22 protein-coding genes and 1 riboswitch are annotated in these 24,425 nt (G+C 72.1%); of the genes, 12 read left to right on the forward strand and 10 right to left on the reverse strand.

The features are described from left to right. Positions 1–133: 133 nt before the first annotated feature. Positions 134–598, forward strand: coding sequence for a TipAS antibiotic-recognition domain-containing protein (locus ACTH43_RS10885; RefSeq protein ID WP_441444923.1), 465 nt, complete (start codon positions 134–136; stop codon positions 596–598). 158 nt (positions 599–756) lie between these two features. Here ACTH43_RS10885 and ACTH43_RS10890 read toward each other — a convergent pair whose 3' ends face one another. Next, complete coding sequence (locus tag ACTH43_RS10890) at positions 757–1,872, reverse strand: serine hydrolase domain-containing protein (RefSeq protein ID WP_441444924.1); 1,116 nt, start codon at positions 1,870–1,872, stop codon at positions 757–759. A 112-nt stretch (positions 1,873–1,984) separates the two neighbouring features. Here ACTH43_RS10890 and ACTH43_RS10895 point away from each other — a divergent pair, with 112 nt between their 5' ends. Then, a complete protein-coding gene (locus tag ACTH43_RS10895; RefSeq protein WP_441444925.1) occupies positions 1,985–3,061 on the forward strand; it encodes a pirin family protein in 1,077 nt (358 codons plus the stop codon). A gap of 4 nt (positions 3,062–3,065) precedes the next feature. Then, positions 3,066–4,364 carry a methyltransferase gene (locus ACTH43_RS10900; protein ID WP_441444926.1) on the forward strand — a complete coding sequence of 433 codons (1,299 nt, stop codon included), beginning with the start codon at positions 3,066–3,068 and terminating at the stop codon, positions 4,362–4,364. A 202-nt stretch (positions 4,365–4,566) separates the two neighbouring features. Here ACTH43_RS10900 and purQ read toward each other — a convergent pair whose 3' ends face one another. From purQ to ACTH43_RS10930, 6 genes are all read right to left on the reverse strand, one after another. Then, complete coding sequence (gene purQ / locus ACTH43_RS10905; RefSeq protein ID WP_441444927.1) at positions 4,567–5,292, reverse strand: phosphoribosylformylglycinamidine synthase subunit PurQ; 726 nt, start codon at positions 5,290–5,292, stop codon at positions 4,567–4,569. Next, positions 5,292–5,561 carry a phosphoribosylformylglycinamidine synthase subunit PurS gene (purS, locus tag ACTH43_RS10910; protein ID WP_345077123.1) on the reverse strand — a complete coding sequence of 90 codons (270 nt, stop codon included), beginning with the start codon at positions 5,559–5,561 and terminating at the stop codon, positions 5,292–5,294. Before purS ends, purQ begins: the two co-directional genes overlap by 1 nt. A 181-nt stretch (positions 5,562–5,742) precedes the next feature. Beyond that, entirely contained in the window at positions 5,743–6,384 is a 642-nt protein-coding gene (locus tag ACTH43_RS10915; protein WP_345077126.1) for a response regulator transcription factor, read from the reverse strand. Continuing rightward, the gene (locus ACTH43_RS10920; RefSeq protein ID WP_441444928.1) at positions 6,374–7,645 is read right to left on the reverse strand and encodes a sensor histidine kinase; all 1,272 of its coding nucleotides are present in this window, start codon (positions 7,643–7,645) and stop codon (positions 6,374–6,376) included. Before ACTH43_RS10920 ends, ACTH43_RS10915 begins: the two co-directional genes overlap by 11 nt. Next, positions 7,632–8,510, reverse strand: coding sequence for an ABC transporter permease (locus tag ACTH43_RS10925; protein WP_441444929.1), 879 nt, complete (start codon positions 8,508–8,510; stop codon positions 7,632–7,634). Before ACTH43_RS10925 ends, ACTH43_RS10920 begins: the two co-directional genes overlap by 14 nt. Then, a complete protein-coding gene (locus tag ACTH43_RS10930; RefSeq protein WP_441444930.1) occupies positions 8,507–9,394 on the reverse strand; it encodes an ABC transporter ATP-binding protein in 888 nt (295 codons plus the stop codon). The genes ACTH43_RS10925 and ACTH43_RS10930 overlap by 4 nt, the downstream gene beginning before the upstream one ends. 166 nt (positions 9,395–9,560) lie before the next feature. On the opposite strand from ACTH43_RS10930, the gene ACTH43_RS10935 reads away from it, so the two are divergent. The 5 genes from ACTH43_RS10935 to ACTH43_RS10955 all read left to right on the forward strand — a co-directional run bounded on the left by ACTH43_RS10935 (position 9,561) and on the right by ACTH43_RS10955 (position 14,728). After that, on the forward strand, positions 9,561–10,286 hold the full coding sequence (locus tag ACTH43_RS10935) for an MBL fold metallo-hydrolase (protein WP_345077139.1): 726 nt from the start codon (positions 9,561–9,563) through the stop codon (positions 10,284–10,286). 7 nt (positions 10,287–10,293) lie between these two features. Beyond that, positions 10,294–10,860, forward strand: coding sequence for a protein-L-isoaspartate O-methyltransferase family protein (locus tag ACTH43_RS10940; protein WP_345077142.1), 567 nt, complete (start codon positions 10,294–10,296; stop codon positions 10,858–10,860). After that, a riboswitch (TPP riboswitch) is annotated at positions 10,836–10,944 on the forward strand. It overlaps the preceding gene by 25 nt. A gap of 37 nt (positions 10,945–10,981) precedes the next feature. Further along, positions 10,982–11,671: a YkoF family thiamine/hydroxymethylpyrimidine-binding protein gene (locus ACTH43_RS10945; RefSeq protein ID WP_345077145.1), complete on the forward strand. Its 690-nt coding sequence runs from the start codon at positions 10,982–10,984 to the stop codon at positions 11,669–11,671. After that, positions 11,668–12,363 carry an ECF transporter S component gene (locus ACTH43_RS10950; RefSeq protein WP_441444931.1) on the forward strand — a complete coding sequence of 232 codons (696 nt, stop codon included), beginning with the start codon at positions 11,668–11,670 and terminating at the stop codon, positions 12,361–12,363. Before ACTH43_RS10945 ends, ACTH43_RS10950 begins: the two co-directional genes overlap by 4 nt. Then, positions 12,353–14,728, forward strand: coding sequence for an ATP-binding cassette domain-containing protein (locus ACTH43_RS10955; protein ID WP_441444932.1), 2,376 nt, complete (start codon positions 12,353–12,355; stop codon positions 14,726–14,728). Before ACTH43_RS10950 ends, ACTH43_RS10955 begins: the two co-directional genes overlap by 11 nt. A gap of 82 nt (positions 14,729–14,810) precedes the next feature. On the opposite strand, the gene ACTH43_RS10960 is transcribed toward ACTH43_RS10955, so the two are convergent. Together ACTH43_RS10960 and purD are read right to left on the reverse strand one after the other, a co-directional pair. Beyond that, positions 14,811–15,725, reverse strand: coding sequence for a phosphoribosylaminoimidazolesuccinocarboxamide synthase (locus ACTH43_RS10960; RefSeq protein ID WP_441444933.1), 915 nt, complete (start codon positions 15,723–15,725; stop codon positions 14,811–14,813). Next, positions 15,722–17,044 carry a phosphoribosylamine--glycine ligase gene (gene purD / locus ACTH43_RS10965; RefSeq protein ID WP_441444934.1) on the reverse strand — a complete coding sequence of 441 codons (1,323 nt, stop codon included), beginning with the start codon at positions 17,042–17,044 and terminating at the stop codon, positions 15,722–15,724. Before purD ends, ACTH43_RS10960 begins: the two co-directional genes overlap by 4 nt. Positions 17,045–17,209: 165 nt before the next feature. Between purD and truA the strand changes: the two genes are divergently transcribed. The 4 genes from truA to ACTH43_RS10985 all read left to right on the forward strand — a co-directional run bounded on the left by truA (position 17,210) and on the right by ACTH43_RS10985 (position 21,009). Next, a complete protein-coding gene (gene truA / locus ACTH43_RS10970) occupies positions 17,210–18,181 on the forward strand; it encodes a tRNA pseudouridine(38-40) synthase TruA (RefSeq protein ID WP_441444935.1) in 972 nt (323 codons plus the stop codon). 372 nt (positions 18,182–18,553) lie between these two features. Next, a complete protein-coding gene (gene rplM, locus ACTH43_RS10975; protein ID WP_441444936.1) occupies positions 18,554–18,997 on the forward strand; it encodes a 50S ribosomal protein L13 in 444 nt (147 codons plus the stop codon). A gap of 50 nt (positions 18,998–19,047) precedes the next feature. Then, positions 19,048–19,557, forward strand: a complete 510-nt coding sequence (gene rpsI / locus ACTH43_RS10980) for a 30S ribosomal protein S9 (protein WP_441444937.1) — start codon at positions 19,048–19,050, stop codon at positions 19,555–19,557. A gap of 129 nt (positions 19,558–19,686) precedes the next feature. After that, entirely contained in the window at positions 19,687–21,009 is a 1,323-nt protein-coding gene (locus ACTH43_RS10985; protein WP_441444938.1) for a CoA transferase, read from the forward strand. Between the two features lie 10 nt (positions 21,010–21,019). On the opposite strand, the gene ACTH43_RS10990 is transcribed toward ACTH43_RS10985, so the two are convergent. Next, positions 21,020–24,334 (reverse strand): SNF2-related protein, encoded by a 3,315-nt coding sequence (locus tag ACTH43_RS10990; protein WP_441444939.1) that lies wholly within the window; start codon positions 24,332–24,334, stop codon positions 21,020–21,022. Positions 24,335–24,425: the final 91 nt, after the last annotated feature.

The raw sequence follows: 24,425 nt of genomic DNA on the forward strand, positions 1-24,425 counted from the left end.
TTCTACGTCAACGACGCGACGCTCCCCATCACCACGAACCGGGAAGAGCCGCCAACGGACCCTCCTCTCGGAGCGGATCCAGCGGCTCGAGAAGACGGCACGCGCCGTCGACGAGATGATCGAGAGAACTGACATGAACGACAGCACCACCCCCCTCAGCCCCGAGGAGCAGGCCCGCATCTTCGGCACCGACTGGGACCCCGCCTACCAGGACGAGGCTCGCGAGCGCTGGGGGGAGTCCGACGCCTGGAAGCAATCTGCCTCGCGCACCCGGGATTGGGACGCCGCGCAGTGGCAGGGGGTCAAGGATGAGACCGACGCGACCGAGGCCGCGCTCGCCGAGGCCCTGGGCCGCGGGGTCGAGCCCGGCAGCGACGAGGCGAACGTCCTCGCCGAGCGTCACCGCGCCACCATCGACCGCCATTACGACTGCACGCATTCCATGCACGTCGTCCTGTCGCGGATGTATACCGAGGACCCCCGATTCGCCGCGCACTACGACCAGCAGGCCGAAGGCCTCGCCGCGTGGCTGCGCCGAGTCATCGAGGAGAACGCCCGCGCCAACGGCGTGGAGCCGGAGACCGCGACCTGGGAGTGAAGCTCCCTCCCCATCATGACCCTCCCCGCCATGACGAGAAAGGTGCCACAGAACTGGCCCCTTTCTCGTCACGGCGGGCCTGGTGAGCGGAGATCACGGGCCGCAGCCCTGACGCGCGGCGAGCACGGGCCGCAGCCCTCACGCGCGGCGAGCACGCACTACGCCGCCGGGGAGAGCTCGCCGAAGGCCTCCAGCAGGGGCACGACGCGCGGCCCGAGCTCCACCTGGGTGAGCAGCAGCCCCAGCGTCCCGTCGGCGTCGACGAAGAAGTCCGTGCCCGCGCCGCCGGACCAGCCCCAGCGGCCGCGGTGCGGGCCGCCGGCGACCACGCTCACGCCGAAGCCCCAGCCGGTCTGTGCCCAGAAGCCGGGGAAGAACGAGCCCGGTTGCTTCGCGCTCGCGGGCACCTGATCGCTGCGCAGCATCGCCAGGTGCTCGGTTCCCAGCAGCTCGCCGTCACGCAGTGCGCGCAGGAAGCGCAGGTAGTCGGGTGCTGTCGAGAGCAGCTCGCCGTGGCTCATGTCCTGCGGAGGCGGGCCGATATGGGGGCCGCCGCCGATGCCCTCGAGCTCGACCAGCTGTCCGTCGGACTCCGTGTACAGAGCGGGCAGCCGGTCAAGCATCGCCGCGGGCACGAAGTATCCGGTGTCGACCATGCCCAGCGGGCCGAGTAGGGAGCGCTCGAGGTGCTCACCGGCGCTCATCCCGGTGAGACGGGACAGCAGGATCCCGAGCAGCCCGAACGAGTGGTGATAGCGCCATACGGTGCCGGGCTGTCCCACCAGCGGCAGGGAGCTGAGCGCCGCGAGCCAGTCGTCGGCCCCGAGGCTCGGCGGCAGCAGCCCGGCCTCGGTCTCGTTCGCCGCCATGGCGTGCTGCAGCGGCGAGTCGGCGAGGATCATCCCGTACCCGGACATGTTCGTCAGCAGATGGCGCACGGTGATCGGCCGCTCGGCGGGCACGGTGTCGGAGAGCGGAGCGTCGGGGGCGGTGAGCACGCGCGGTGTGCCGATTTCGGGGAGCCAGGTCGCCACCGGGTCGTCGAGCGCGAGCGCGCCCTGCTCGAGGAGTCGCAGCGCCGCCACGGTCGTGACCAGCTTGGTCATCGATTGAATGCGGAAGATCGCGTCCGCCCGCATTGGTGGGCCGTCCACGGCCGACGCTCCGATCGCCACCGGCTCCGGGTCGTGGCCCACCGCGAGCACGGCTCCGGGCACCGTGCCGTCCTCGACGGCGCGGAGCAGGAATGCGGGCGGCGAGGTCTGCGATGACATGCGCACAGCGTACGAGCGCGGCGCGGGCGGCGACAGGGCCGAGACAGCGAACCCGCGGGGAGCAGAACCCGCCCGCACGGTCCGGAAGAGGTTCCTTCTCTACACTCGACCCATGAGCAGCTTCGAGGATTTCGTCCGGCTCGAGCCCCGGGCGGTGCCGCTCGGCGGGCCCCGCGGGATGACCGTCCACCGCACCCTGCCCGCCCGCCAGACCTCATTGATCGGCGCCTGGTGCTTCGTGGACCATTTCGGTCCCGACGACGTCTCCGCCGGTGACGGCATGCGGGTGGCGCGCCACCCGCACACGGGCCTGGCGACCGTGTCCTGGCTGTTCGACGGCGCGATCACCCACCGCGACTCGCTCGGCAGCCACGCCCTGGTCCGCCCGGGGGACGTGGACATCATGGTGGCCGGCTCCGGCATCACCCATTCGGAGTTCTCCACCCTCGACACCACGATCCTGCACGGCGTTCAGCTCTGGTACGCCCTGCCCGATCGCGCCCGGTTCCGTGAATCGCATTTCGAGGTCTACACCCCGCCCGTGATCGGGGACGGAGAGGCGCGGGCCCGCGTGGGCCTGGGGTCCTTCCACGCCACCCGCGAGGACGGCACCGTGCTCGAGGACCGCAGCAGGGTGGAGACCGACACCGTGCTGAGCATGGTCGAGCTCGATCTGCGTGCCGGCGGCACCCTGCGCATCGACCTCGATCCGGGACACGAGTACGGCCTGCTCGTGGACCGGGGCGCGGCACGGTTGCGCACAGCGCACCCTCGCCCCGGGGAGTCCGTCGATGGATGGAGAGAGACCGGGGCCGTGAGCCGCGAGCTGCTGGTGCTGCCCGACGGCGCCGCGCAGCTGACCATCCTCGCCGAGGAGGGGGAGGGCCTGCGCGTGATGCTCCTGGGCGGCGAACCACTCGGCGAGGACATTCTGATGTGGTGGAACTTCGTGGGCCGCACCCACGAGGAGATCGAGCAGTTCCGGGCTCGCTACCAGGCAGAGATCGGTGCGGAGGGTACGCTCGCCGAGGCCCCGATCTCTCCGGAGGTTCGCTCGCGGGGCGGCCTGGCGGCCGATGCCGAGCAGTTCGGCCCCTTCGCCCCGCACACCCCCGCGGCACTGCCCGCCCCCACACTTCCTCACGGCCGGTTGCGCTCGCGCGGCCGCGTCGGCATTCCGAAGGACTGAACCCTTGCCCCAGAACCCCGCCACAGACCCCTTGGACGCAGACCCCGTGGACGCAGACCCCGTGGACGCAGACCCCTTCGGCGAAGACCTCTTCGCAGACGATCTCCACACCGGTGATCCGATCGATGCGGAGCCGGTCACCCCCGCGCCGCAGGGCCCGGACCAGACTGACCGCGTGATCATCGCCGCGGCCGAGGAGATCGGGACCGGCTGCCCCTGCGACCTCATCGTGGTCGACGACGCGACCGGTGAGCTGACCGCCTACGCCCTCGAATCCGTCGCCGAGCACGAGGACGCCGTGGTGCTCAGCTGGACCTCCTCCCTCACCCTCGCCACCACCCTGAAGGAGCGCTTCGCTGCGCAGATCGAGTCAGGGCGGCTGCGGGTCCCCGCGGGCCCGGAAACGATCTCGCTCGAGCAGGCGGCCGCCCAGGTCGAGGGGCACCTGCTGGTGCTTATGCGGCTGCCCAAGGCGGTGCACGCCCTCGAGGACCGGGCCCGTCGTCTCGCTGCGGCGGTCCGCGTGAGCGGTCAGTCTGGTCTCGAGATCGTCGCGGGCGGCCGGGTGAAGCACATGACCCGGGCACAGAACGATGCGCTCGCGACGGTCTTCTCCGAGGTCCGTGCGAGCCGCGGGATCGGCAAGTCCCGGGCCCTGATCGCGACCGAGCTGCGGGAGTCCGTCGCGGCGCCGGCCGCGCTCGAGAGCGCGGCACGGGTCGCAGTGCGCGGCCAGCAGCGCGAGCTCGCACTGCGCGCCACCGGCGCGGTGTTCGGCGGGGCCGGAGCCGACGCAGGCAGCCGACTGCTGCTGGGCGCCCTGGACCGGGCCGTCGCCGCAGGAGAGCTAGGCACGCCCGAGGCGCCGGTGGCCTCCGCCGTGGATCTCGGCTGCGGGAACGGACTGATGACCGCCTACCTCGCCGCGGCCCTGCCCGAGACGGCCGTACTGGGCAGCGATGCGGAAGCCGACGCGGTCAGCTCCGCCAGAGCAACCCTCGCCGCCAACCATCTAGAGCGCAAGGGAGTCGAGGTGACCTGGGACGATGCGCTCTCACGGGTGACGGACGCGAGCGTGGACCTGGTGCTCCTGAACCCGCCGTTCCACGATGGCACCGCGGTCGACGCGACCCTGGTGCAGGGGCTGCTCGACACCGCAGCGCGAGTGCTGCGGCCGGGCGGACAGCTGTGGTTCGTGCACAACTCCCACCTGCGCTACCGCACCGAAGTGGAGCGTCGGGTGGGGTCGGTGCGCCAGCGTTCCCGCGACCGACGCTTCACCGTGCTCAGCGCAGTGCGCTGACCGCAGCTGAGCCCGGCCGCTGCTCGGCCCGCCCACGCCGTCGCCGCACTGCCAACGCCGGCACAGTCGCTGGCACAGACGAAAAAGTCCGATTCCGAGCCAGATCCAGGGCAGATCTGGCTCAGAACCGGACAATCGCGCGTTCCGCGGCGCGGGGTGAGCTGGGTGTGCGGTGCGTCGCGGGAGCGAGTGCGACGGGTGGTCAGGCGACCATGCTGCGCAGCACCGAGGTGAACATCGCCAGGCCGTCGGTGCCGGAGCGGGTGCCCTCGCCGGGCTGGTCCGGGCCGAAGCCGGTCTCGACCGCGTGCTCAGGATGCGGCATCAGGCCCACGACGTTGCCTGCGGCGTTGGTGATTCCGGCGATGTCATGGCGGGAGCCGTTGGGGTTCGCCTCGAAACCGGCCGGGCCGTGGGTGGCGCCAGCGGCGTAGCGGAACACGATCCGGCCCTCGTCCTCGAGCTCGGCGAGGGTGCGCTCATCGGCGACGTACTGGCCATCCTGGTTCTTCAGCGGAATGCGGATGACCTGGCCCTTCTCGTAGCCGGAGGTCCAGGCCGTGCTCGTGTTCTCGACCGTCAGCGGTTGGTCGCGGCAGAGGAACGCACGGTGCGCATTCTTGATCATCGCGCCGGGCAGCAGATGCGTCTCGCAGAGGATCTGGAAGCCGTTGCAGATGCCGAGCACCGGCATCCCGCCCTTGGCGGCGTCGGCGACCTTCTCCATCACCGGGGCGAAGCGGCTGATCGCGCCGGCGCGCAGGTAGTCGCCGTACGAGAAGCCGCCGGGGAGCACGATCGCTTCGACGTCCTGGAGAGAGTCCTCGCCGTGCCAGAGAGCGACCGGCTCGGCCCCTCCGATCCGCACGGCGCGCAGCGCATCCCGGTCATCCAGCGTGCCCGGGAAGGTCACCACACCGATGCGCATCAGGCCTGCGCCCCGTCGGCCTCGTCCTCGACGTCGATCGAGACGACGTCCTCGATGACGGGGTTGGACAGCAGGGTGGTGGCGGCCTCGCGGAGGGAGGCGAGCACCTGGTCGGTGATCTCACCTTCGACCTCGAGCTCGAAGCGCTTGCCCTGGCGCACCGAGGCGATGCCCTCGAAACCGAGTCGCGGCAGTGCGGCGGCGACGGCCTTGCCCTGCGGGTCGAGGATCTCCGGCTTCGGCATGACGTGGACCACGACACGTGGCATGGGGACTCTCCTGGGGGACGACGGCCGCGATGGGGCGGGCCGGGCGGGTGGATCTGCAGTGCGGGTGAGCGGTCGGCACGGGGTCGGCCGACGGGTCGGGCCCGACGAGGACATCGTACCGAGCCGGAGCCGATCGGCGGGGGCCTGCCCACCGTGGGAACGACCTCCCGGTCGCCTCGGTTCAGAGCAGGCCACGTTCGAGGGCCAGGGTCACGGCCCGCGTCCGGTCGTCCACCCCGAGCTTCGTGAAGATCCGCAGCAGATGGGACTTCACCGTCGACGCCGCGATCGAGAGCCGCTGTCCGATCTCCGCGTTCGACCTGCCGGTCGCGACCAGGCGCAGCACGTCGAGCTCACGGGCGGTGAGGGCCTCGGGCCGCGGTGCGCGCAGCGAGGAGGCGATCGCGGCGGTGGCGACGGGGGCGAGGGTGGTGCGGCCGGTCGCGGCGCTCGCCGCCGCCTCGAGCAGCTGCGGCGCAGGGGTGTCCTTGAGCAGGTAGCCGGTCGCTCCCGCCTCGATCGCTCGCAGGATCAGTGCGTCGGTGTCGTAGGTGGTCAGGACCAGCACGGGGACCGGAGACGCGGAGCTGCTGAGCAGGCGCGTGGCCTCGACCCCGTCGGTGCCGGGCATCCGCAGGTCCATGAGCACCACGTCGGGGCCCCGGCCGTCGCGCTGGAGGCGCTCGACGGCGTCGACCGCCTCCTGGCCGGTGCCGGCCTCGGCCACCACCTCGTGCCCGGCGGACTCGAGCACGGCCCGCACCCCGGAGCGGAAGATCGGGTGGTCATCGGCCAGGACCACGCGCAGGGATTCACTCGGCATCGGGCTCGGCATCGGGCACCTCCGGGGTGGTCGCGGTGACGGGCAGGACGGCCCGCAGCGTGGTGCCCGCGCCGCGGGAGGAGACCAGGTGCAGCACCCCGCCCTCGGCTTCGAGCCGGGAGCGCGTCCCCACCAGGCCGTAGCCCGCGGTGGGCAGGTCCACATCGAAGCCGGCGCCGTCGTCGGAGACCTCGAGCAGCGCGTCCCCCTCCTCGCGGGTCAGGCGGATCCGCACGGAGCCCGCGCCGGCATGCCGCTCGATGTTGCGCAGCGCCTCCTGGAGGGTGCGCAGCAGCACCACCTCGGTGCGGGTCGCGACCGAGGACCAGCCGGAGGAGTCCACCGTGGTGCGTACGCCGGTGCGCTGCTCGAGGTCCGCGGCCAGACGGTCCAGGGCCGCACCGAGGTCGAGGGGCGCCTGGGTGCGGGCGATCAGCGCGCGGGACTCGGCGAGGCCCTCCCGGGAGATCTCCTCGATCTGGGCCAGCAGCGGCACGGGAGTGCTGTCGGTCCCGCCCACCCCGCCAGCCCCGTCGGAGCCGCTGGTGTGCCGGGCGGCCTGGGAGAGCATCGTGATCGAGGTGAAGGACTGGGCGAGGGTGTCGTGGATCTCGGCGGCGAGCCGGCCCGCCTCCTCGTCGACCCCGCGCTGATGCTCGAGGACGAGCAGCGCGGAGCGGGTCCGCTCCAGGCTCCGCACGGAGTCGGCGAGCTCCTCGGCCAGCTCCCGGCGTTCGTGGGAGAGGGTCTCGATCTGCCAGATCCAGGTCGCCATCAGCACGGAGAACAGGGCGCTGCCCAGCCCGGTCGCGAGCGCCACCGCCACCCCGGCCGAGCCGCTCTCGAGCCCCCGCGGCAACAGCACCAGGACGACCCCGCCCGCGAGCAGCAGCGTCGCGGCCAGCCCCGCGCGGTAGGTGGAATGCAGCACCCACATCAGCATGAACGCGGCGAAGAGGTGCAGGCCCACGTTCGAGACCCCCAACAGGGCCACGGCGATCCCGCCGAGCACGATCGTGCCCACCACGCCGGCACCGGGCAGGCTGCGCAGCACTACCGCCCAGTGCGTGGCGGCGTAGGCGGCGAGCCAGAACGAGACCAGCAGGGCCGTGAGCGGCCCGGGGGAGATCACCAGTCCCAGCAGCGCGGTCCCGGCGACGATCAGGTGGAGGGGCCAGTTGGTGGCCCAGCTCCGCGGCACGCCGTCCAGGGTGCAGAGGTTCCCGCCGGCGATCAGCGTGCGACGCTCAGCCTGCGTCACGAGGACTCCACCGGAACGTGGTCCTCGCCAGCACCAGCATGACGATCAGCCATGAGCTCAACACTAGTGCCGCGAGCACCGGGATCGACAGGTCGTCCAGGCCGAAGGGGGCGATCTCGATCTGCTCCCCGAACTCCTCCGGGAGCAGCGAGAGGCGCAGACCGCGCGCGATCCATGCCTGGGGGAAGACGTAACCCAGGTTCTGCAGCCAGGTGGGCAGCTCCGACATCGGGATGTAGCTGCCGGAGAAGAAGCTGAGCACCACCGTGATGGGGGCGGAGGCGGCGATCGCGGCCCGGCCCGAGGGCAGCGCCGAGGCGAAGGCGACCCCGGCGGCGGTGGTCGCGGCCGTGCCCAGCAGCAGCACCCAGGCGAAGGTGAACATCTGGTGGGGCATCGGCACGTCGAAGGCGAATCGCGCGACGACCAGCAGCAGGGCTGTTTGCAGGGTGGTGTTGAGGGCCACGAGAACCACCTTGGAGATCAGGTAGGCGCTGCGAGGCATGGGGCTCACCACGAGGCGCCGCAGGGTGCGGTCATCGCGCTCGGTCGCGATGATCTCCGCGGTGGACTGGAAGCCCGAGGTCATCACCGCCGCGGCGATCATCCCGGCGAGGTAGTAGGTGGAGGCCGCGACCTCGGTGCCGTCCTGCAGCGTCCAGGCCTGGTCGAAGATCGTCGCGAAGATCGCGAACAGCACGATCGGGAAGGCGAAGCCGAAGATCACCTGGAGCGGCTCGCGGTAGAACTGCAGCAGCTCGACGCGGGTGCGCACGCCGACGGCGCGCAGCAGGGAGGGGGCGCGGCGGGAGGCGGCCGACGTCGGGGCGGCAGGATGCAGGGTGGGAGCGGTGGTGGCGCTCATCGGGGTCCCTCCGAGACGAGGCCGAGGTAGATCTCCTCGAGGGACGGGCGGCGCACCTCGAGATCGGGCAGGGAGGGATGGGCGGCCAGCAGCTCGCGCAGCAGCGGATCGGGGTCCTCGACCACGCGCGCCTGCGGCCCGTCGGGGCCGGTCCAGGTGACCGTGGAGCTGGTGCCGTGGGCCCGACGGATCTCGGCGACGGTGCCCTCGGCAACGATCCGCCCGGCACGCAGCACGGCGGCGCGGTCGGCCAGGAACTCGACCTCATCGAGGTAGTGGCTGGTCAGGACGATGGTGGTGCCGAGCCTGCGCAGCTCCCGGATCAGTTCCCAGAACTCGCGCCGCGCGGCCGGGTCGAAGCCGGTGGTGGGCTCGTCGAGGAACAGCAGCTCCGGCCGGGAGACGATCCCGGTGGCCACGTCGAGGCGTCGGCGCTGCCCGCCGGAGAGGCTCGCGATGCGAGCGCCGGCCTTCTCCGCGAGGCCGGTCGCCTCGAGCAGCTCGGGGACGTCCCACGGGTCCTCGCAGTAGGCCGCGTACTGGGAGACCATCTCCCGCACCGTGAGCGAGGCGCGCTCGCTGCCGCTCTGGGCGACGATCCCCACCCGGTTGCGGTCCCGGCTGCCGAGCGCCGTCGGGTCCAGGCCCAGCAGGTCGATCGTGCCGGACTCGCGGTGTCGCAGCCCCGTGCACATCTCGAGGGTGGTGGTCTTACCGGCGCCGTTGGGGCCGAGCAGCCCGAAGATCGTGCCCCGGGTGACACGGAATGACACATCGTCGACGACGCGGCGGCCGCTGTAGGACTTCACGAGGTGGGAGACGGCGAGGGCGGGCGGAGGGTCTGCGGCGGGTGCCGGGGTCGGGGCGGTCCGTGTGCTGGTCATGGCTCGAGTCTGGGAGCGCGGCGATGCAGTCGGTACCACCGAGTAGCCACGATCGCCTCCACCGATCGGTGGAGGCGAGCACGCGCCGGGGGGGCCGCCCCCTGTGCAGACGGTGCCGGCGGCGATAGGTTCGAGGGACCGTCGCACCCATTCCCAGGAGGAACCGATGAAGATCCGCCACCTCGTCCACTCGTGCTTGCTGGTGGAGACCGGCGGGCGTCGACTGCTGATCGATCCCGGCGGCTTCAGCGGCGAGGCCGTGCGCGGCCTCGGCGCCGCGGTGCTGACAGGGATCGACGCCGTGCTCCTGACCCATCAGCACCCCGATCACGTGGACCGCACCCTGCTGGACGAGGTGCTTCGCCTGGCGACCACCGCCGAGGTGATCGCGGAGCCCGAGACCGCGCAGCAGCTGCGGGAGGCGGTCGACGGCGCCGCTGCGGTGCGCCCCGAGCAGCTGCGTCCGCTCGCCGCCGGGGACGCGCACGTGCTTGCCGCGGTCCCGGGCCACGGCTCGTTGCGGATCGAGGCTGTCGGCGGCCGGCACGCGATCATCCACCCGGACATTCCGCGGGTCGGCAATTCGGGTCTCGTGATCTCCGCGGGGGACGGCCCCCGGCTCGGCGTGACCGGAGATTCCCTCGAGCCGCTGCCGGAGTTCCACGGCATCGACGTGCTCGCCTTCGCCGTCGTCGCCCCCTGGTCGAAAGTGTCCGAGACCGTCGACTTCCTCCGCGCCGTCGGCCCGACGCTGGCCCTGCCCGTGCATGAGGCGATTGCGAGCGACGTGGGCCGACCGATCTATCTGCGCCAGGCCACTGCCCTCGCTCCCGAGGGCACGGAGGTGCGTGACTGGCCGGTCGACGGGGTCATCGAGCTCCCCGGGAGCTGAACGCGCCATGAGCGCCGAAAGGAACAGGAACCGGTCCGAGGACCGGCGGGACCCCGCGGACCGAGCAGGGACCGGCGACGGTGCCTCCCGCGCGATGCATGCGGTGCCCCGGGAGCACTTCCTGCCCCCGGAGCTGCGGGACCGTGCCGGCGTGGATTCCCCGCTGCCGATCGGAGTGGGCCAGACCAACTCCCAACCCAGCACGGTGCTGGACATGCTCCGCCTGCTCGATGTGCGTGAGGGGCAGCACGTGCTCGACGTCGGTGCCGGTTCCGGCTGGACCACGGCGCTGCTCGCCCACCTCGTCGGACCCTCCGGGAGCGTGGTGGGTGTGGAGCGGCAGGTGAGCCTGCTGGCACCTGCCCGTGCCGCGCTCGCCGGGACCGTCGGCCGCGAGGACGGCCGCGCGGAGATCCGCGAAGCCCTCCCCGGGGTGCTGGGGGCGCCGGCGGACGGACCTTTCGACCGGATCCTGGTCTCCGCCGCCGCCCGGTCCAGCCACTGGTTCGTGGACCGCCGCGCTCCAGGGACGCCGGATCGGGGTACGGTGCTTCCGTGCACGGGAGTCCGGTAGGCCGGGCTGAGAGGGAGTTCTCGAACTCCGACCGTAGAACCTGATCCGGATCATGCCGGCGCAGGAAGCTCCGCCAGGCGATCGTCGCTGCGCGCCCGTGCCCTCGTGAAAGGCACGGATCGTGAGCATCACTCCCGTCGGCACCCCCGCCACCCTCCCGGGCACCGCCCCGGATCCCACCGAGACCCCGCTCGGCTTCGGCGTCGGCGCCAGGGTCACCGCAGCCGTCATGACCGATGACTACGCCCGAGTGCTCGTCGGCATCCTGTCCCGGCTCGACCTCACCGGCCTGGTGCGCGAGACGGGGGACGTCTCCACCTATCTCGGCGGCCACGAAGCCCACCTGCAGCGGTATCTCATCGACCTCGCAGACGACCTCGCCCGCACCGAGCACCACGCCACCCTCTCCGTGACCCTCTCGCGCGGCTGCCCGGGAGAGGTGACCTGCGAGCTTCCCGGTGGCGCCGGCCCGCGCGACGTCGGGATCACCGAGCCCCGTCGCACCGGCCGTTTCGCTTCCGCGGAGTGGGCGCTGTACCCGCTGGCGGACCAGGTCGCCGCCGACGGCACCGCGCCGGACCACATGCGCGACATCTACGCCGCGATCGACCGCGCCCGGGAGCTGGGCACCTTCCGCGGCTCCGAGCATTTCGTCACCCGCCTCGAGGGCGACATCGGCGAGGTGATCGCGACTGCCGTCGCCGGCTGGTTGCAGGTGGGTCGCAGCGTGCAGCACGTCACCAGCCATCTCACCCTCTCCCTGAACAGCCCCTCCCACGAGGTGCGCGAGCTCGGCGAGGAGACGCGATGACCCGCGCACAGACTCCGGCAGAGACCCCCTCCCGGGCTCCCGGCCAGACTCCCTCGCAGGCCTCTGATCTGGCCGCTCGTGCCGCCCGGCGTCCGAGGCTCTCCCTGCGCGAGATCGTGCTGGTGGTGGTGCTCGGTGTCGTGTTCGGCTTCCTGTACTGGGTGTTCGTCCAGGCCTGGAACGGGCTCGCGATCGCGATGGGCCCCGCCGGGGACCTCGCCCAGCACGTCCTGTTCGGCTCCTGGCTATTGGTGGGACCGGTGGCGCTGGCGATCCTGCGCCGCCCTGGCGTGGGCATCCTCGCCGAGATGCTCGCCGCGATCATCGAGGTCGTCTTCCTCGGCAGCCCCGTCGGCCCGATGCTGGTGCTCGCCGCCGCGCTGCAGGGCATCGGCAGCGAGCTGCCCTTCGCCCTGACCCGCTACCGCCGGTTCGGTTGGGGAGTGTTCGCCGCCTCGGGCGCCTTCGGTGCGGGCCTGGTGTTCTTCTGGACCGCCTACCGGATGGGCTGGTACGGCCAGGACCTGCTCGCGCTGCGGCTCGGGATGCAGGTGCTCTCCGGGATCGTGCTCGGCGGTCTGCTCGCCAGGGTGATCGTCCGCGCCCTGGAGCGCACCGGCGTGCTCGCGAACTTCGCGATCGGTGCCGCCGCGCAGGGCGACGACGGCATCCCGGCACGACGTGTCCGCTGAGGCCGCAGCGGCCGCCGAGGTCACCGCGCCGGGCGAGAGGGAGGCGGCGGCCCCCGGGCAGTCGGGGACGGTGGTCGAGGCACGGGAGCTCGAGGTGGTCCTGCCCTCGGGGGACGGCGTCGGCCCCTGGACCGGGAGCATCCGGGCCGGGGAGCAGGTGCTCCTGCTGGGCCCCAGCGGCTGTGGCAAATCGACGCTGCTGCGCGCGCTCGCCGGCGCGCTCCCCTCCCACCAGCGCGGCCGGGTCACCGGCACCCTGCGGGTGGGCGGCATCGACCCGATCGCCGAGGGGGTCCTGGCCACCGCGGGGACCGTCGGATTCCTCGGTCAGGATCCGACCGACGGGGTGTGCCTCCCGCGGGTCGCCGATGACGTCGCCCTCCCGCTCGAGAGCCGCAGCGTGCCGCCCGCGCAGATCGGGAAGCGCGTGCGCGAAGCTCTCGCAGACGCGGGCATCGAGACGCTCGCCGACCGCCCGGCCGCGACGCTCTCGGGCGGACAGCTGCAGCGTGCGGGCCTCGCCGCGGCGCTCGTCGCCCGGCCGCGCCTGCTGCTGCTGGACGAGCCCACCGCGATGCTCGATGCCGAGGGCGTGCGCGCTGTGCGCGACGGCGTCGAGCGGGCTGCGCGCGAGGGCGGAGTGGCAACGATCCTCGTGGAGCACCGCCTCGACGACTGGGCGGGGGAGTCGGGCCTGGCCGGACTTCCGGCACGGACCATCGCGCTCGACGCCTCCGGGCAGGTGCTCGCCGACGGGCCGACGACTGTGGTGCTCACCCGTCACGGCGCCGCGCTGCGCGAGGCGGGGTGCTGGCTGCCCGGGGAGGTCGAGGAGACGCTGAGCTCCGAGAGGGGGTCCGGGGAGGTGGCTCCGTCCCCAGGCCCGGAGGCCACGCCGGATCCGCTGCTCACCGTGCGGGGCGCCGAGCTCGGCCACGGCGACCGCACCGTGCTGCGCGAGGTCGAGCTCACCGTGAATGCGGGGCGTCTGCTCGCCGTCGTGGGCCGTAACGGCGCCGGGAAGTCCACGCTGCTCGGCGCGCTCTCCCGCCTGGACCTCCCGCAGGCGGGCACCGTCGACGGTGCGGCGGCTGGGCTCGTGTTCCAGCGACCCGAGGCGCAGTTCGTGGCCGACACCGTGCAGGCGGAGCTCGCCGCGTCCGGGGCCGGGCACGAGCAGGTCGAGGAGATGCTCGCCCGGCTGCGCCTGCAGGCGCAGCGGGACGCCAGTCCCTTCAGCCTCTCCGGCGGTCAGCAGCGCCGGCTCTCGATCGGCGCGATGCTGCTGACCCAGCGCCCCGTGCTGCTCGTGGACGAACCCGGCTACGGCCTCGATCGTGTCGCTCAGCAGACCGTCCTCTCGCTGCTGCGGGAGGCGGCCGGGACCGGTCGCGGCGTGGTGATGACCACCCATGACCTGCGCACCGTCCGCGCGGCCGATGCGGTCGCGGTGATCGCCGACGGCCGGCTGCTCGGACCGATGTCACCGCAGACGCTGCTGCGGGACCGCGGCCTGCTGCAGCGCGCGGGGCTCGTGGCGGCACCGCTGGTCCCGGGGGCGGCGCCGGCGGTGAAGCCGCCCGTGGCGAGGGCCCGTGCGGCCGACGAGCCCGCCCGCCCACGGGACGCATCCGGATGGCTCTCGCGCCGTAACCCGACCGTGCTGCTCGGCCTGCTGACCGCGCTCAGCATCGTCTGCATCCTGCTGACCGACCCGCTGCCGCTGGTGCTGCTGTACCTGCTGCTCTCGGCGGGGACGATGATCGGCTGCCGGCTCGGACCGCTCAGGCTGCTGCGGGCCCAGCTGCCGTTCATGGTGTTCGCCAGTGGCGTGCTGATGGTCAACGTGCTCGGCCGGCCCGGGCATGAACCGTGGCCGGAGCTGCCGATCCGAGTCACGGAGGAAGGGATCGTGCTGGGCACCGCCCTGGCCCTCCGGGCACTGGTGATCGGCCTCGGCGCCCTCACCGTCACCCGCGCCGCCGATCCGCGGCGCACGATGGTGAGCCTCCAGCAGCACGCTCACCTGCCACCCCGGTACACCTACGCGCTGCTGGCGGGACGGAGACTGCTCGAGGATCTGCCGCGCCGCTGGGAGACCCTCACCCGTGCGCACCGGGTCCGTCTGCCGCTCACCGCCGAGGGTGCGGTGGCGCGATTGCGCGCCCGTCACCTGCTGCGCTGCGCCTTCGCGCTGCTGGTCGATGCGGTGCGCAGCGCCGAGAGGCTCGCCTTCGCGCTCGAGTCGCGCGGGCTCGGCGACGGCCCCCGCACCCTGTGGCGCCCGGTGCCGCTCACCGTCGCCGATGCGCTGCTGGCGCTCGGCGTCGCCCTGGTGGTCGCCGCGGTGCTCGTCCTGTCCTGAACGGTTCCCCCTGAAGTGCTTCGAGGCGGCAGCTGCCACCTCGAAGCACTTCAGCTGAGGTCGGGGACTCTGCGGCGTCCGCTCAGAAGCCCCTTCCGGTCAGGCGCTCGTACGCCTCGACATACCGCGCGCGGGTCTGCTCGACCACCTCGGCGGGCAGAGCGGGCGGGGGGAGGTCCGAACCCTTGGACCAGCCGGAAGCGGGAGAGGTCAGCCAATCCCGCACGAACTGCTTGTCCAGGCTGGGAGGGGTGCGGCCCGGGGTGTACGTGTCCGCGGACCAGAACCGGCTGGAGTCGGGGGTGAGCACCTCGTCGCCGAGCATCAGCGTGCCATCGACCCGGGAATGCCCGAACTCGAGCTTGGTGTCGGCCAGGATGATGCCCTGCTCAGCGGCGATCCGGCGGGCCCGCTCGAAGACCGCGAGCGTGAGCGACTCGAGCTCGGTGGTGAGCTCATCGCCCAGCCGCTCCCGCGCCTGGGCGACGGTGATGTTCTCGTCGTGCTCGCCGGCCTCCGCCTTGGTGGAGGGGGTGAAGATCGCCGGCTCCAGGCGAGAGGCCTCGACCAGGCCGGCCGGCAGCACGTGCCCGCCCACCGATCCGCCGGCCCGGTAGTCGGCCAGGCCGGAGCCGGTGAGATGCCCTCGCGCGATGCACTCCAGCTCCACCATGTCCAGGCCCCGGCAGCGCACCGCGCGGCCAGCGACGGCCTCGGGCACATCGGTTCCGGAGAGCACATGGTGGGGGACGATGTCCGCCAGCTGCTCGAACCAGAACAGGCTGATGCCGGTCAGCAGTCGGCCCTTGTCAGGGATGCCCGGCTGCAGCGAATGGTCGTAGGCGCTGATGCGGTCCGTCGCGACCACCAGCACCTGGTCGGCGGTAGACGGGTCCTGGCCCTCCGGCACGTACAGCTCACGGACCTTGCCGGAGACCACGTGGTCCCAGCCCGGCAGCTGCGGGGCCTCGATCAGCGGGGTGGCGTCGACGCTCATGCGCGATCCTCCGTCACGGTGTCGGTGTCGGTGTCGGTGTCGGTGTGCGCTCCGGCGTCTGCCGCAGCCCGGAGGGCGATGTCGGTGCGGTGGTGGCTGCCCTCCAGGCCGATCGCCTCGGCGCCGGTCAGCGCGAGCGCGCGGGCCGCCTCGAGGTCCTCACCGGTGGCGACCACCGAGAGCACTCGACCGCCGGCGCTGACCAGGTTGCCGTCCACCATGCCGGTGCCGGCATGGATGACATGGGTGCCGAGCGCCTCCGCAGCGTCGATTCCGGAGATCGGGTCTCCCGTGCGCACCGTCGCCGGGTAGCCGGCGCTGGCGAGCACCACGGTCACGGCGCTGTCCTCGCTCCAGGTCAGCTCCGTGTCCTCGGCCAGTTCGCCGCGAGCGGCCGCGAGCAGCAGCGGGGCCAGCGGCGAGGTGAGCCGCTCGAGCACCACCTGGGTCTCCGGATCGCCGAAGCGGGCGTTGAACTCGATCACCCGCAGTCCGCGGGAGGTCAGCGCCAGCCCGCAGTACAGGACCCCGTTGAAGGGGATGCCGCGGTCGGCGAGCTCAGCGATCGTGGGCCGGGCGACGGCGCGCAGCACCTCGTCGACCAGGCCCTCCGGCGCCCACGGCAAGGGGGAGTAGGCGCCCATTCCACCCGTGTTCGGACCCTCGTCGTCATCCAGTGCGCGCTTGAAGTCCTGGGCCGGCGCCAGCGGCACCACGCGGGTGCCGTCGCTCACGCAGAACAGGGACACCTCGGGGCCGTCGAGGAACTCCTCGAGCACCACTGAACCGCCGGCTGCCAGCACCGCCTCGGCGTGCGCCACTGCGGCCTGCCGGTCCTTGGTGACCACGACGCCCTTGCCGGCCGCGAGACCGTCGGCCTTGACCACGAAGGGCACATCTTGCAGCGGGTTGACCCGGTCCAGCCCGGCCTCCAGCTGGGACAGGGCGCTGACCGTGACCGAGGCGGAAGTCGGCACGCCAGCGGCGGCCATGATCTCTTTCGCCCAGGACTTGGAGCCCTCGAGGTGGGCGGCGGCAGCGGACGGTCCGAAGACAGTGAACCCCGCCTCCCGCAGGTGATCCGCGGCGCCGGCGACCAGCGGTGCCTCAGGGCCGATCACCACCAGGTCGGGCTGCAGTTCTTCGGCGAGGCTGACCTGGGCATCGAGGTCGGTCACCGGGACGTCGTGACAGGTGGCGAGCTGCGCGATGCCGGGGTTGCCGGGCGCGGCGTGCAGCTCGGGGGTGGGGGTATCTGAGGCGAGCCGGCGGAGGATCGCGTGTTCGCGGCCGCCGCTGCCGATGATGAGGATCTTCACGCGGGCAGGGTACCCAGACTCGGACGACCGTCGGAGAAGTGCCCGCAGAGCGGCCCTCCCGGGTCGGCGTGGAGCGCGACTCCGGGCGCCGCCCCGGTGCTGTGCAGGCGCTGCGCGGGCAGTACTACTGCGCCGCACCGGTGCTGCGCGATTACGATCGATCCCATGCCCGCCGAGCTCCAGCACCCCGATCCCGCCGTGACCGACGCCGGCGCGCTGCCCCGCGCCCGCGCCGTCACCCGGTTGCGCCTGGACCTCTCCTATGACGGCACCGACTTCCATGGCTGGGCCGCCCAGCCCGGCCAGCGCACCGTTCAGGGGGAGCTCGAACAGGCGCTCGGCCGGATCGCCAGAGTCCCGGCACGGGTGACCGTCGCCGGGCGCACCGACGCCGGGGTCCACGCCCGGGGGCAGGTCTGTCATCTCGAACTGCCCGATGACGTGCTGGCCACCCTGCCCGGGCGCTCGCCCCGCAGCCCCGCTGAAGCGCTGGTCACCCGGCTTGCAGGCGTGCTGCCCGACGACGTGGTGGTCCATGTCGCACGGGTGGTGCCGGGCGACTTCGATGCCCGCTTCGGCGCGCTGTGGCGACGCTACCGATACCGGATCTCCGATGGGCCCGCCGCCCATGACCCGCTGCGTCGGGACGTGCTGCGTCACCGTCGGCCCCTGGACGTCGAGGCGATGGCGCGGGCGAGCGCCCCGCTGCTCGGCGAGCATGACTTCCTCTCCTTCTGCCGCCCCCGCGAAGGGGCGACGACCATCCGCGAACTGCGCGAGATGACCTGGGAGCGACCGGAGGAGGGGCGTGCAGATGCGGGGCTGATCGTCGCGACCGTGGTCGCCGACGCCTTCTGCCATCACATGGTGCGCTCCCTGGTCGGGGCCCTGATCGGGGTAGGGGAGGGCCGACGGGACCTCGACTGGCCGGCGCAGGTGCTCACCGCCCGCACGCGCCAGGCCGCCACCCGCGACGGCGTCGGCGCGGCCCCGCTGTGCCCCCCGCAGGGACTCACCCTGGACCACGTCGCCTACCCTCCCGATGAGGAGCTCGCCGCCTGGGCTGCGCGCACCCGGACGCTGCGCCAGCCGCCGCCCCAGGAGCCACTCCCCGAGGCGGGCCCAGAGGCAGGCTGAGAGCTGGGTCCAGAGCCTGGTGGGGAGCCGGAGCGGGCCTGGGCGGAGAGCCGGGCAGGACCGGGACCGGAGTCGGGCGCAGATCACACCTCTGACAGGGGTCTTCTGCGTTGACGCTCGGGTGCGGCAGTGCGTATTGTTGAGCGCTGTTGTGCCTTGATGTGTGCCCCGACTCCGCAGCCGTTCTCTGATGCCCGGCGCGAAAGGGAATCTCACCCACATCCAGGACCGCCGTCGCGTCGTGAGCGGAGCGGGCCGGGTACAGCCATAGGGGCCATGCTTTTACCCGAAGGAAGCGTGCCCACGGTCCATCGAACCGTGCCTGGTCGGCGTCTTGCCGCCCGGGCACCACGACGAGAGAAGAAGGCACGAGTGCGTACGTTCACCCCGAAGCCCGGCGATGTCGAGCGTTCCTGGCACGTCATCGACGCAACGGATGTCGTCCTCGGCCGGCTCGCTTCCCAGGTTGCACAGCTCCTGAGGGGAAAGCACAAGCCGGTCTTCGCACCCCATGTGGATGCAGGCGACTTCGTGATCATCATCAACGCTGACAAGGTCGCGCTGACCGGAAACAAGCGGGAGGCCAAGCTGGCCTACCGCCACTCCGGCTACCCCGGCGGCCTCCGCGGCACCCCCTACTCCGAGCTGCTCGAGAAGAATCCCGAGCGCGCAGTGGAGAAGGCTGTTCGCGGCATGCTCCCCAAGAACAAGCTTGCTGATCAGCAGATCAAGAAGCTCAAGGTCTACAAGGGCTCCGAGCACCCGCACGCCGCTCAGATGCCCGTCCCCTTCACCATCGATCAGGTGGCGCAGTAAGCGGGTGTCCCGCCACTCCGCCCTGCCGCACGGACGAACCAAGGAGAACCGTGACTGAGACCACCCCCGATACCACCGACAACCTCGAGGCCGTGACCGACGAGTCCGCACCCTCGAGCTTCACCACCGAGTCGACCGGCGAGTCCGCCGTCGGCGCCGGACAGTCCGCGATCGCACCGGGCTACGGCACCGGTCGTCGCAAGCGCGCGATCGCTCGCGTGCGCCTGACCCCCGGCTCCGGCCAGTGGATCATCAATGACCGCGCCATCGAGGATTACTTCCCGAACAAGCTGCACCAGCAGGAAGTCAACGACCCGTTCACGGTCCTCGACCTCCAGGGCCGCTTCGACGTGTGGGTCCGCCTCCACGGCGGCGGCCCGTCCGGACAGGCCGGCGCCGTGCGCCTCGGTGTGTCCCGCGCGCTGAACGAGATCGACGAAGACGCGAACCGCGCGATCCTCAAGAAGGCAGGCTTCCTGCGCCGCGATGCACGCGTCATCGAGCGTAAGAAGGCCGGTCTGAAGAAGGCCCGTAAGGCTCCGCAGTACTCCAAGCGCTGATCGGGCGCGGGGCAATGCTCCGCACCCTTCACGCTGCACGCACGATGCCCTCGACCTCCGGGTCGGGGGCATCGTCGCGTTGCGGGGGTGCTCGCGCGAGTGGGCGGCCCGCCCCGCTAGGCTCCGGACATGGTCGCCGCTGGAGACGCCGCCGAAGACTGGGCATTCACCCCGCGCCGCTGGTGGACCGGCCCGTTCGATGTCGAACAGCTGGCCTGGTCCTCTGTGGGGCGAGCGCGGGATGCCGCCGCCGAGCTCGCGACAGCGCGCGGCCTCCACCTCACCATCGCCACCGCCCCGGGGCTCGTCGCAGCGTCCTTCTCGGCGATCGAGCATCTGCGGATCGACGGGCGGGTCCCGCAGCCGTGGGGTGAATTCTCCGGCTTCCTCGAGGCTCGGGACGGCTGGGTGCGGCTGCACGGGAACTACCCCCACCATGCCGAGGTGCTCCGCCGCGTGCTCGGGGTGCAGGACCGGGCTGGGCTCGAGCGTGCGATCGCACGGCGCGACGCCGCAGAGATCGAGGAGGAGGTCACCGCGGCCGGCGGCATCGCGGCGCGGGTCCGCACCAGGCAGGAGTGGGCCGCGCATCCCCAGGCCCGGGCGCGGCAAGACGCTCTCAGCGCGCCGCAGGAAGCCGAATGGGTGAGCGTCACCGACCGCGGGGAGCGCCCGGCGCTTCCCCCGGCGACGAACACGTCCGGGACTACCGCGCTCGCCCTGCTGGCAGGGGTGCGGGTGCTGGACCTGACCCGGGTGATCGCAGGTCCCAGCGGCACCCAGCTGCTCGCCTGCCTCGGCGCGGACGTGCTGCGCATCGACCCGCCGCATCTCCCGGAGCTCCTGGACCAGCACCTCTCCACCGGGATGGGCAAGCGCAGCGCCCAGCTGGACCTGCGCCGCGCCCCGGAGCAGCTCCGGTCACTCGCCGCCGAGGCTGATGTGATCGTGTGGGGCTATCGACCGGGGGCCCTTGCCACACTGGGTCTCGGCATCGAGGAGCTCGAGCAGCTGGCGCCGCGGGCAGTGATCGTCTCCCTCTCCGCCTGGGGTGAGACGGGGCCATGGGCACACCGCGCCGGCTTCGACTCGATCGTCCAGGCTGCCACCGGCATCGCCGTCGAATGCGGTGCAGAAGGGCGGCCGGGAGCGCTGCCCGTCCAGGCCCTCGACCATTCCACCGGGCAGATGCTGGCCGCGCAGGTGATGGAGGCGTTGGCCCGCGCGCGGGCGAGCACACTGCGGCTCAGCCTGCTCGGCGCGGCCCACACTCTGCTGGCGATGCCTTCACCGCCGTCGGAGGCCCCGGCGATGCTGGAGGTGCCCCGGGTGCGAGTGGAGTCGGCCGGGTCCCTGCTCGACGCCGTCCCGCCCCCGTTGCGGGTGGCCGAGGCGAGCATCGAGCAGCCCATCGGCGCATACGGCACCGCCGCGACGCCCTGGAAACGCTGAGCGAGCCGACTCAGCTCAGCAGCTCACGCAGGTCCTCCGCAGTGACCGCGGAGCGGAACGCCTCGCCACCATCGGTGAGGGCATCGAACAGCTCGGCCTTGCGCCGCTGCAGCGCGAGCACCTTCTCCTCGATCGTGTCCTCCGCGATCATCCGGTACACCATCACCTGGCGCTCCTGACCGATGCGGTGCGCACGGTCCACAGCCTGGTTCTCCGCGGCAGGGTTCCACCACGGGTCCAGCAGGAAGACGTAGTCCGCCTCGGTGAGGGTGAGGCCGAAGCCGCCCGCCTTCAGCGAGATCAGGAACACCGGGGCATCGCCCTCCCGGAAGCCGGTCACCGCCGCATCCCGGTCGCGGGTGGAACCGTCCAGATGCGAATAGCCCACCCCACGCCGCTCGAGCTCGGCCGCAACCCGGTCCAGGTAGGAGGTGAACTGGCTGAACAGCAGCACCCGGTGCCCGTCGCCGATCACCTCCTCGAGACGATCGAACAGCGCCTCGAGCTTCGAGCTGGGTACGTCCGCGTACTCCTCGGCGTCGACGAGAGCCGGATCCAGCGCGAGCATCCGCAGCAGCGTCAGGGAACGGAACACGATGAAACGGCTGCGATCAAGATCCGTGTCGATCAGGCCCAGCACCTTCTTCCGCTCTCGCTGCAGCACCGAGTCGTACACCGCACGATGCTCCGGCGAGAGGGTCACCATGAGCACCTCCTCGTGCTTCTCGGGCAGCTCCGCGGCGACCAGCTCCTTGGTGCGGCGCAGCAGGAACGGCCGCACCCGGCGGCGCAGCAGCTCCATCCGGCCGGGGTGGTCACCGGACTCGACCGGCAGCGTGTACTGCTTGCGGAACCCGATCGCGGTGCCCAGCAGACCCGGGGCGACCAGATCGAGGATCGCCCACAGATCGTCCAGGGAGTTCTCCATCGGGGTACCGGTGATCGCGAGCCGGAAGCTGGCCTGCACACCCTTCGCGGCGCGGTGGGTGCGCGAGCGGCGATTCTTCACGAACTGCGCCTCATCGAGCACGAAGCCCTGGAAGCGAGAGCTCGCGAACTCCTCCTCATCGATGCGCAGCACCGAATAGCTGGTCACCAGCAGATCAGCCCCGATCGCTGCGGCGGGAAGGTCCGTGCCGCGGGAGGCGGCGGTGCGGTCCAGCACCCGCACCGTCAGGCCGGGGGTGAAACGCTCGGCCTCACGTCGCCACACCGGCAGCACCGAGGCAGGGGCGACCACCAGGAACGGCGGAGCCTGCGGATCCTGCTCGCGGGCACGGGCGATCAGGGCGAGGGTCTGGACCGTCTTGCCCAGGCCCATGTCGTCGGCCAGCACCCCGCCGAGCCCGTGCGTGAAGAGGAAGTCCAGCCAGGTGAAGCCCTCGTGCTGGTAGGGACGCAGCTCGGCCTGCAGGCCGCGCGGGAGCGGGGGCGGTGGCGTGTCCTCGAGCGAGCGCAGGGACAGCGCGGTGCGGCTCCACTCGCTGCTCGCGACCGTCTCGTCGGCGACCTCCTGGAGGTCGTTCCACATGTCCACCTGGAAGCGGGAGATCCGTTGCCGTTCCGGCTCCCACTCCGCGAGCGCCTCACCCTCGCGGATCAGCTCCCGCAGCGCGTCGAAGGCCGGATGGTCCAACGAGAAGTAGGTGCGATCGGGCATCAGCAGCTTCGCGCTGCCCCGGGCGAGTGCCACGAACAGGCTCGGGAACGGGATCTGCCGGCCCTCGATGGTGATCTCGAAACCGAGGTCGAACCAGTCGTTCTTCCCGGGCGAGGCCTGCTGGGTGACGCGCACATTCGGGGCGCTGTCCAGCTCGCGATAGGCGTGGCGGGTGCCGGTGATCTCGACCTCGACATGGTCCATCGCGGCAAGGTCGTCCAGCACGTGCTCGGTGAAATCGGCGGTGTCGGTGCCGCTGAGCAGCTCGGGGGAGTCCGTCGCCTCCAGCGGCCACAGGGTCATCGCCGCGGCGATCACCTCCTCCTCGTGGGCCAGGTCGCGGTGGGCGCCCTGGCGCTGATCCATCGGCAGGCGCCGGTCCGGGTCGTGATAGCGCCAGGACCAGCGCAGGGACAGACGGTCCCCCGAGGCGTAGGCGGCGGTGAGGTGCAGGGTGGGCCGGCGCGCCGCCGGCAGCTCCACGCTGCCGTCCAGGCTCGTCATGGTGGTCAGGGTCCGCAGCTGCGGGTAGGCGACCTCGAGGAAGGCCTGGCGATCCTCCGCCGGGATCACCAGCGGCTCCCGGCGATGCAGCAGCGAGCGCAGGGCGCGCGGCACCGAGGAGCCGAGCGGGGCGAGGCGAGCGGCCAGCAGCCCGTCCTCCGTGGTCTCCACATCCAGCACCCCGGACGCCCCGAGGAGCCGACCTCGGAGCGCCTTCTCGCCAGCCACGGCGATGCGGGGCCGCACGTACAGCTCCCCGGCGGTGTCGTCGGACTGCAGGTCCAGTCCCACCTCTCCACCGGCCACCAGGTCGATGGCGGCCAGCCCGCTGCCGGGCAGGAACTCCACCCCAGCACCCCGGGCATGCTCGAGGGACTGCCACAGGAGAGGGGAGGTGATCGAGTTCAGCCAGAGGTGATCGATCGCCCCGCTGGAGTAGGAGCGCTCCACCGAGGCGGCGGCGAAGATGCGGGTCAGCGCCTCGCCATGGGTCGGGTCGTACTCCCGACCGGCGAGGCGGAACTCGAAGGTGCGCCACGACAGGTCCCCCTTGATCCAGGCGCCCTTGCGGCCACGGGTCAGGGGCCGCATCCCCAGCCATAGCTCGGCGCCCGCCTCGACATGGGCGGGGGTCGCGATCTCGCGATGATGACGGGAGGTGCTGGTCCCGGAGGTGCCCGCCTCGAGATCGAAGCGCAGGGCCAGCGGGCGGGGCATCGCGGCATTGCCTCCGTCGGTGGTCGGCGTCGCGTTCAGCAGGGGTCGCAGCACGCTGCGCCATTCGGCGGGCGGGCTCTCCCGCACCACCTCGGAACCGAGGTCATTGAGCCGGTAGAGGGTCGCCGCGACGTGCACGCACGCCTCGCCGACGGAGCAGTCGCAGGCGGAGCCGCGGGGCCGCCACAGACCACCGGGCCCCGGAGAGTGGAAGCGGCGGGAGACGGAGTCTTCCTCGTACTCCGTCAGCTGCACCTCGGGATGGCGGAGCGTGCCATCCTCCTCGGCGACCTCGGCCGACACGGTCGAGGACTCCGCCTCCCAGCGGAGATCTGCGACACGGCCGGCCCGGGCTGCACCGAGGCCCCTGCTCGCGGAGCGATCACCCACGTGATGGCTGATCGCGGAGGGCAGCAGGCGGGGGAGCAGGACGGGATCGGACATCCCTCCAAAGTAACCGGCGCAACCCCTCGGTGACGAGGAACCTGAGGAGTAGGGCCCCCGCCAGCGGGTAGTCTCACAGCGGACCTCCGGC

Origin of the sequence: Brachybacterium sp. (assembly GCF_052095815.1) — a bacterium.
Lineage (GTDB): Bacteria > Actinomycetota > Actinomycetes > Actinomycetales > Dermabacteraceae > Brachybacterium.

What these genes read in the sequence shown, in the direction of transcription:
- ACTH43_RS10990 (WP_441444939.1), bottom strand. Translation starts at nt 24,334, where the DNA reads ATGTCCGATCCCGTCCTGCTCCCCCGCCTGCTGCCCTCCGCGATCAGC.
- ACTH43_RS10935 (WP_345077139.1), top strand. Translation starts at nt 9,561, where the DNA reads ATGAAGATCCGCCACCTCGTCCACTCGTGCTTGCTGGTGGAGACCGGC.
- ACTH43_RS10960 (WP_441444933.1), bottom strand. Translation starts at nt 15,725, where the DNA reads ATGAGCGTCGACGCCACCCCGCTGATCGAGGCCCCGCAGCTGCCGGGC.
- ACTH43_RS10940 (WP_345077142.1), top strand. Translation starts at nt 10,294, where the DNA reads ATGAGCGCCGAAAGGAACAGGAACCGGTCCGAGGACCGGCGGGACCCC.
- purQ (WP_441444927.1), bottom strand. Translation starts at nt 5,292, where the DNA reads ATGCGCATCGGTGTGGTGACCTTCCCGGGCACGCTGGATGACCGGGAT.
- ACTH43_RS10930 (WP_441444930.1), bottom strand. Translation starts at nt 9,394, where the DNA reads ATGACCAGCACACGGACCGCCCCGACCCCGGCACCCGCCGCAGACCCT.
- ACTH43_RS10895 (WP_441444925.1), top strand. Translation starts at nt 1,985, where the DNA reads ATGAGCAGCTTCGAGGATTTCGTCCGGCTCGAGCCCCGGGCGGTGCCG.
- truA (WP_441444935.1), top strand. Translation starts at nt 17,210, where the DNA reads ATGCCCGCCGAGCTCCAGCACCCCGATCCCGCCGTGACCGACGCCGGC.
- ACTH43_RS10885 (WP_441444923.1), top strand. Translation starts at nt 134, where the DNA reads ATGAACGACAGCACCACCCCCCTCAGCCCCGAGGAGCAGGCCCGCATC.
- ACTH43_RS10925 (WP_441444929.1), bottom strand. Translation starts at nt 8,510, where the DNA reads ATGAGCGCCACCACCGCTCCCACCCTGCATCCTGCCGCCCCGACGTCG.
- purS (WP_345077123.1), bottom strand. Translation starts at nt 5,561, where the DNA reads ATGCCACGTGTCGTGGTCCACGTCATGCCGAAGCCGGAGATCCTCGAC.
- ACTH43_RS10890 (WP_441444924.1), bottom strand. Translation starts at nt 1,872, where the DNA reads ATGTCATCGCAGACCTCGCCGCCCGCATTCCTGCTCCGCGCCGTCGAG.
- ACTH43_RS10950 (WP_441444931.1), top strand. Translation starts at nt 11,668, where the DNA reads ATGACCCGCGCACAGACTCCGGCAGAGACCCCCTCCCGGGCTCCCGGC.
- ACTH43_RS10985 (WP_441444938.1), top strand. Translation starts at nt 19,687, where the DNA reads ATGGTCGCCGCTGGAGACGCCGCCGAAGACTGGGCATTCACCCCGCGC.
- ACTH43_RS10915 (WP_345077126.1), bottom strand. Translation starts at nt 6,384, where the DNA reads ATGCCGAGTGAATCCCTGCGCGTGGTCCTGGCCGATGACCACCCGATC.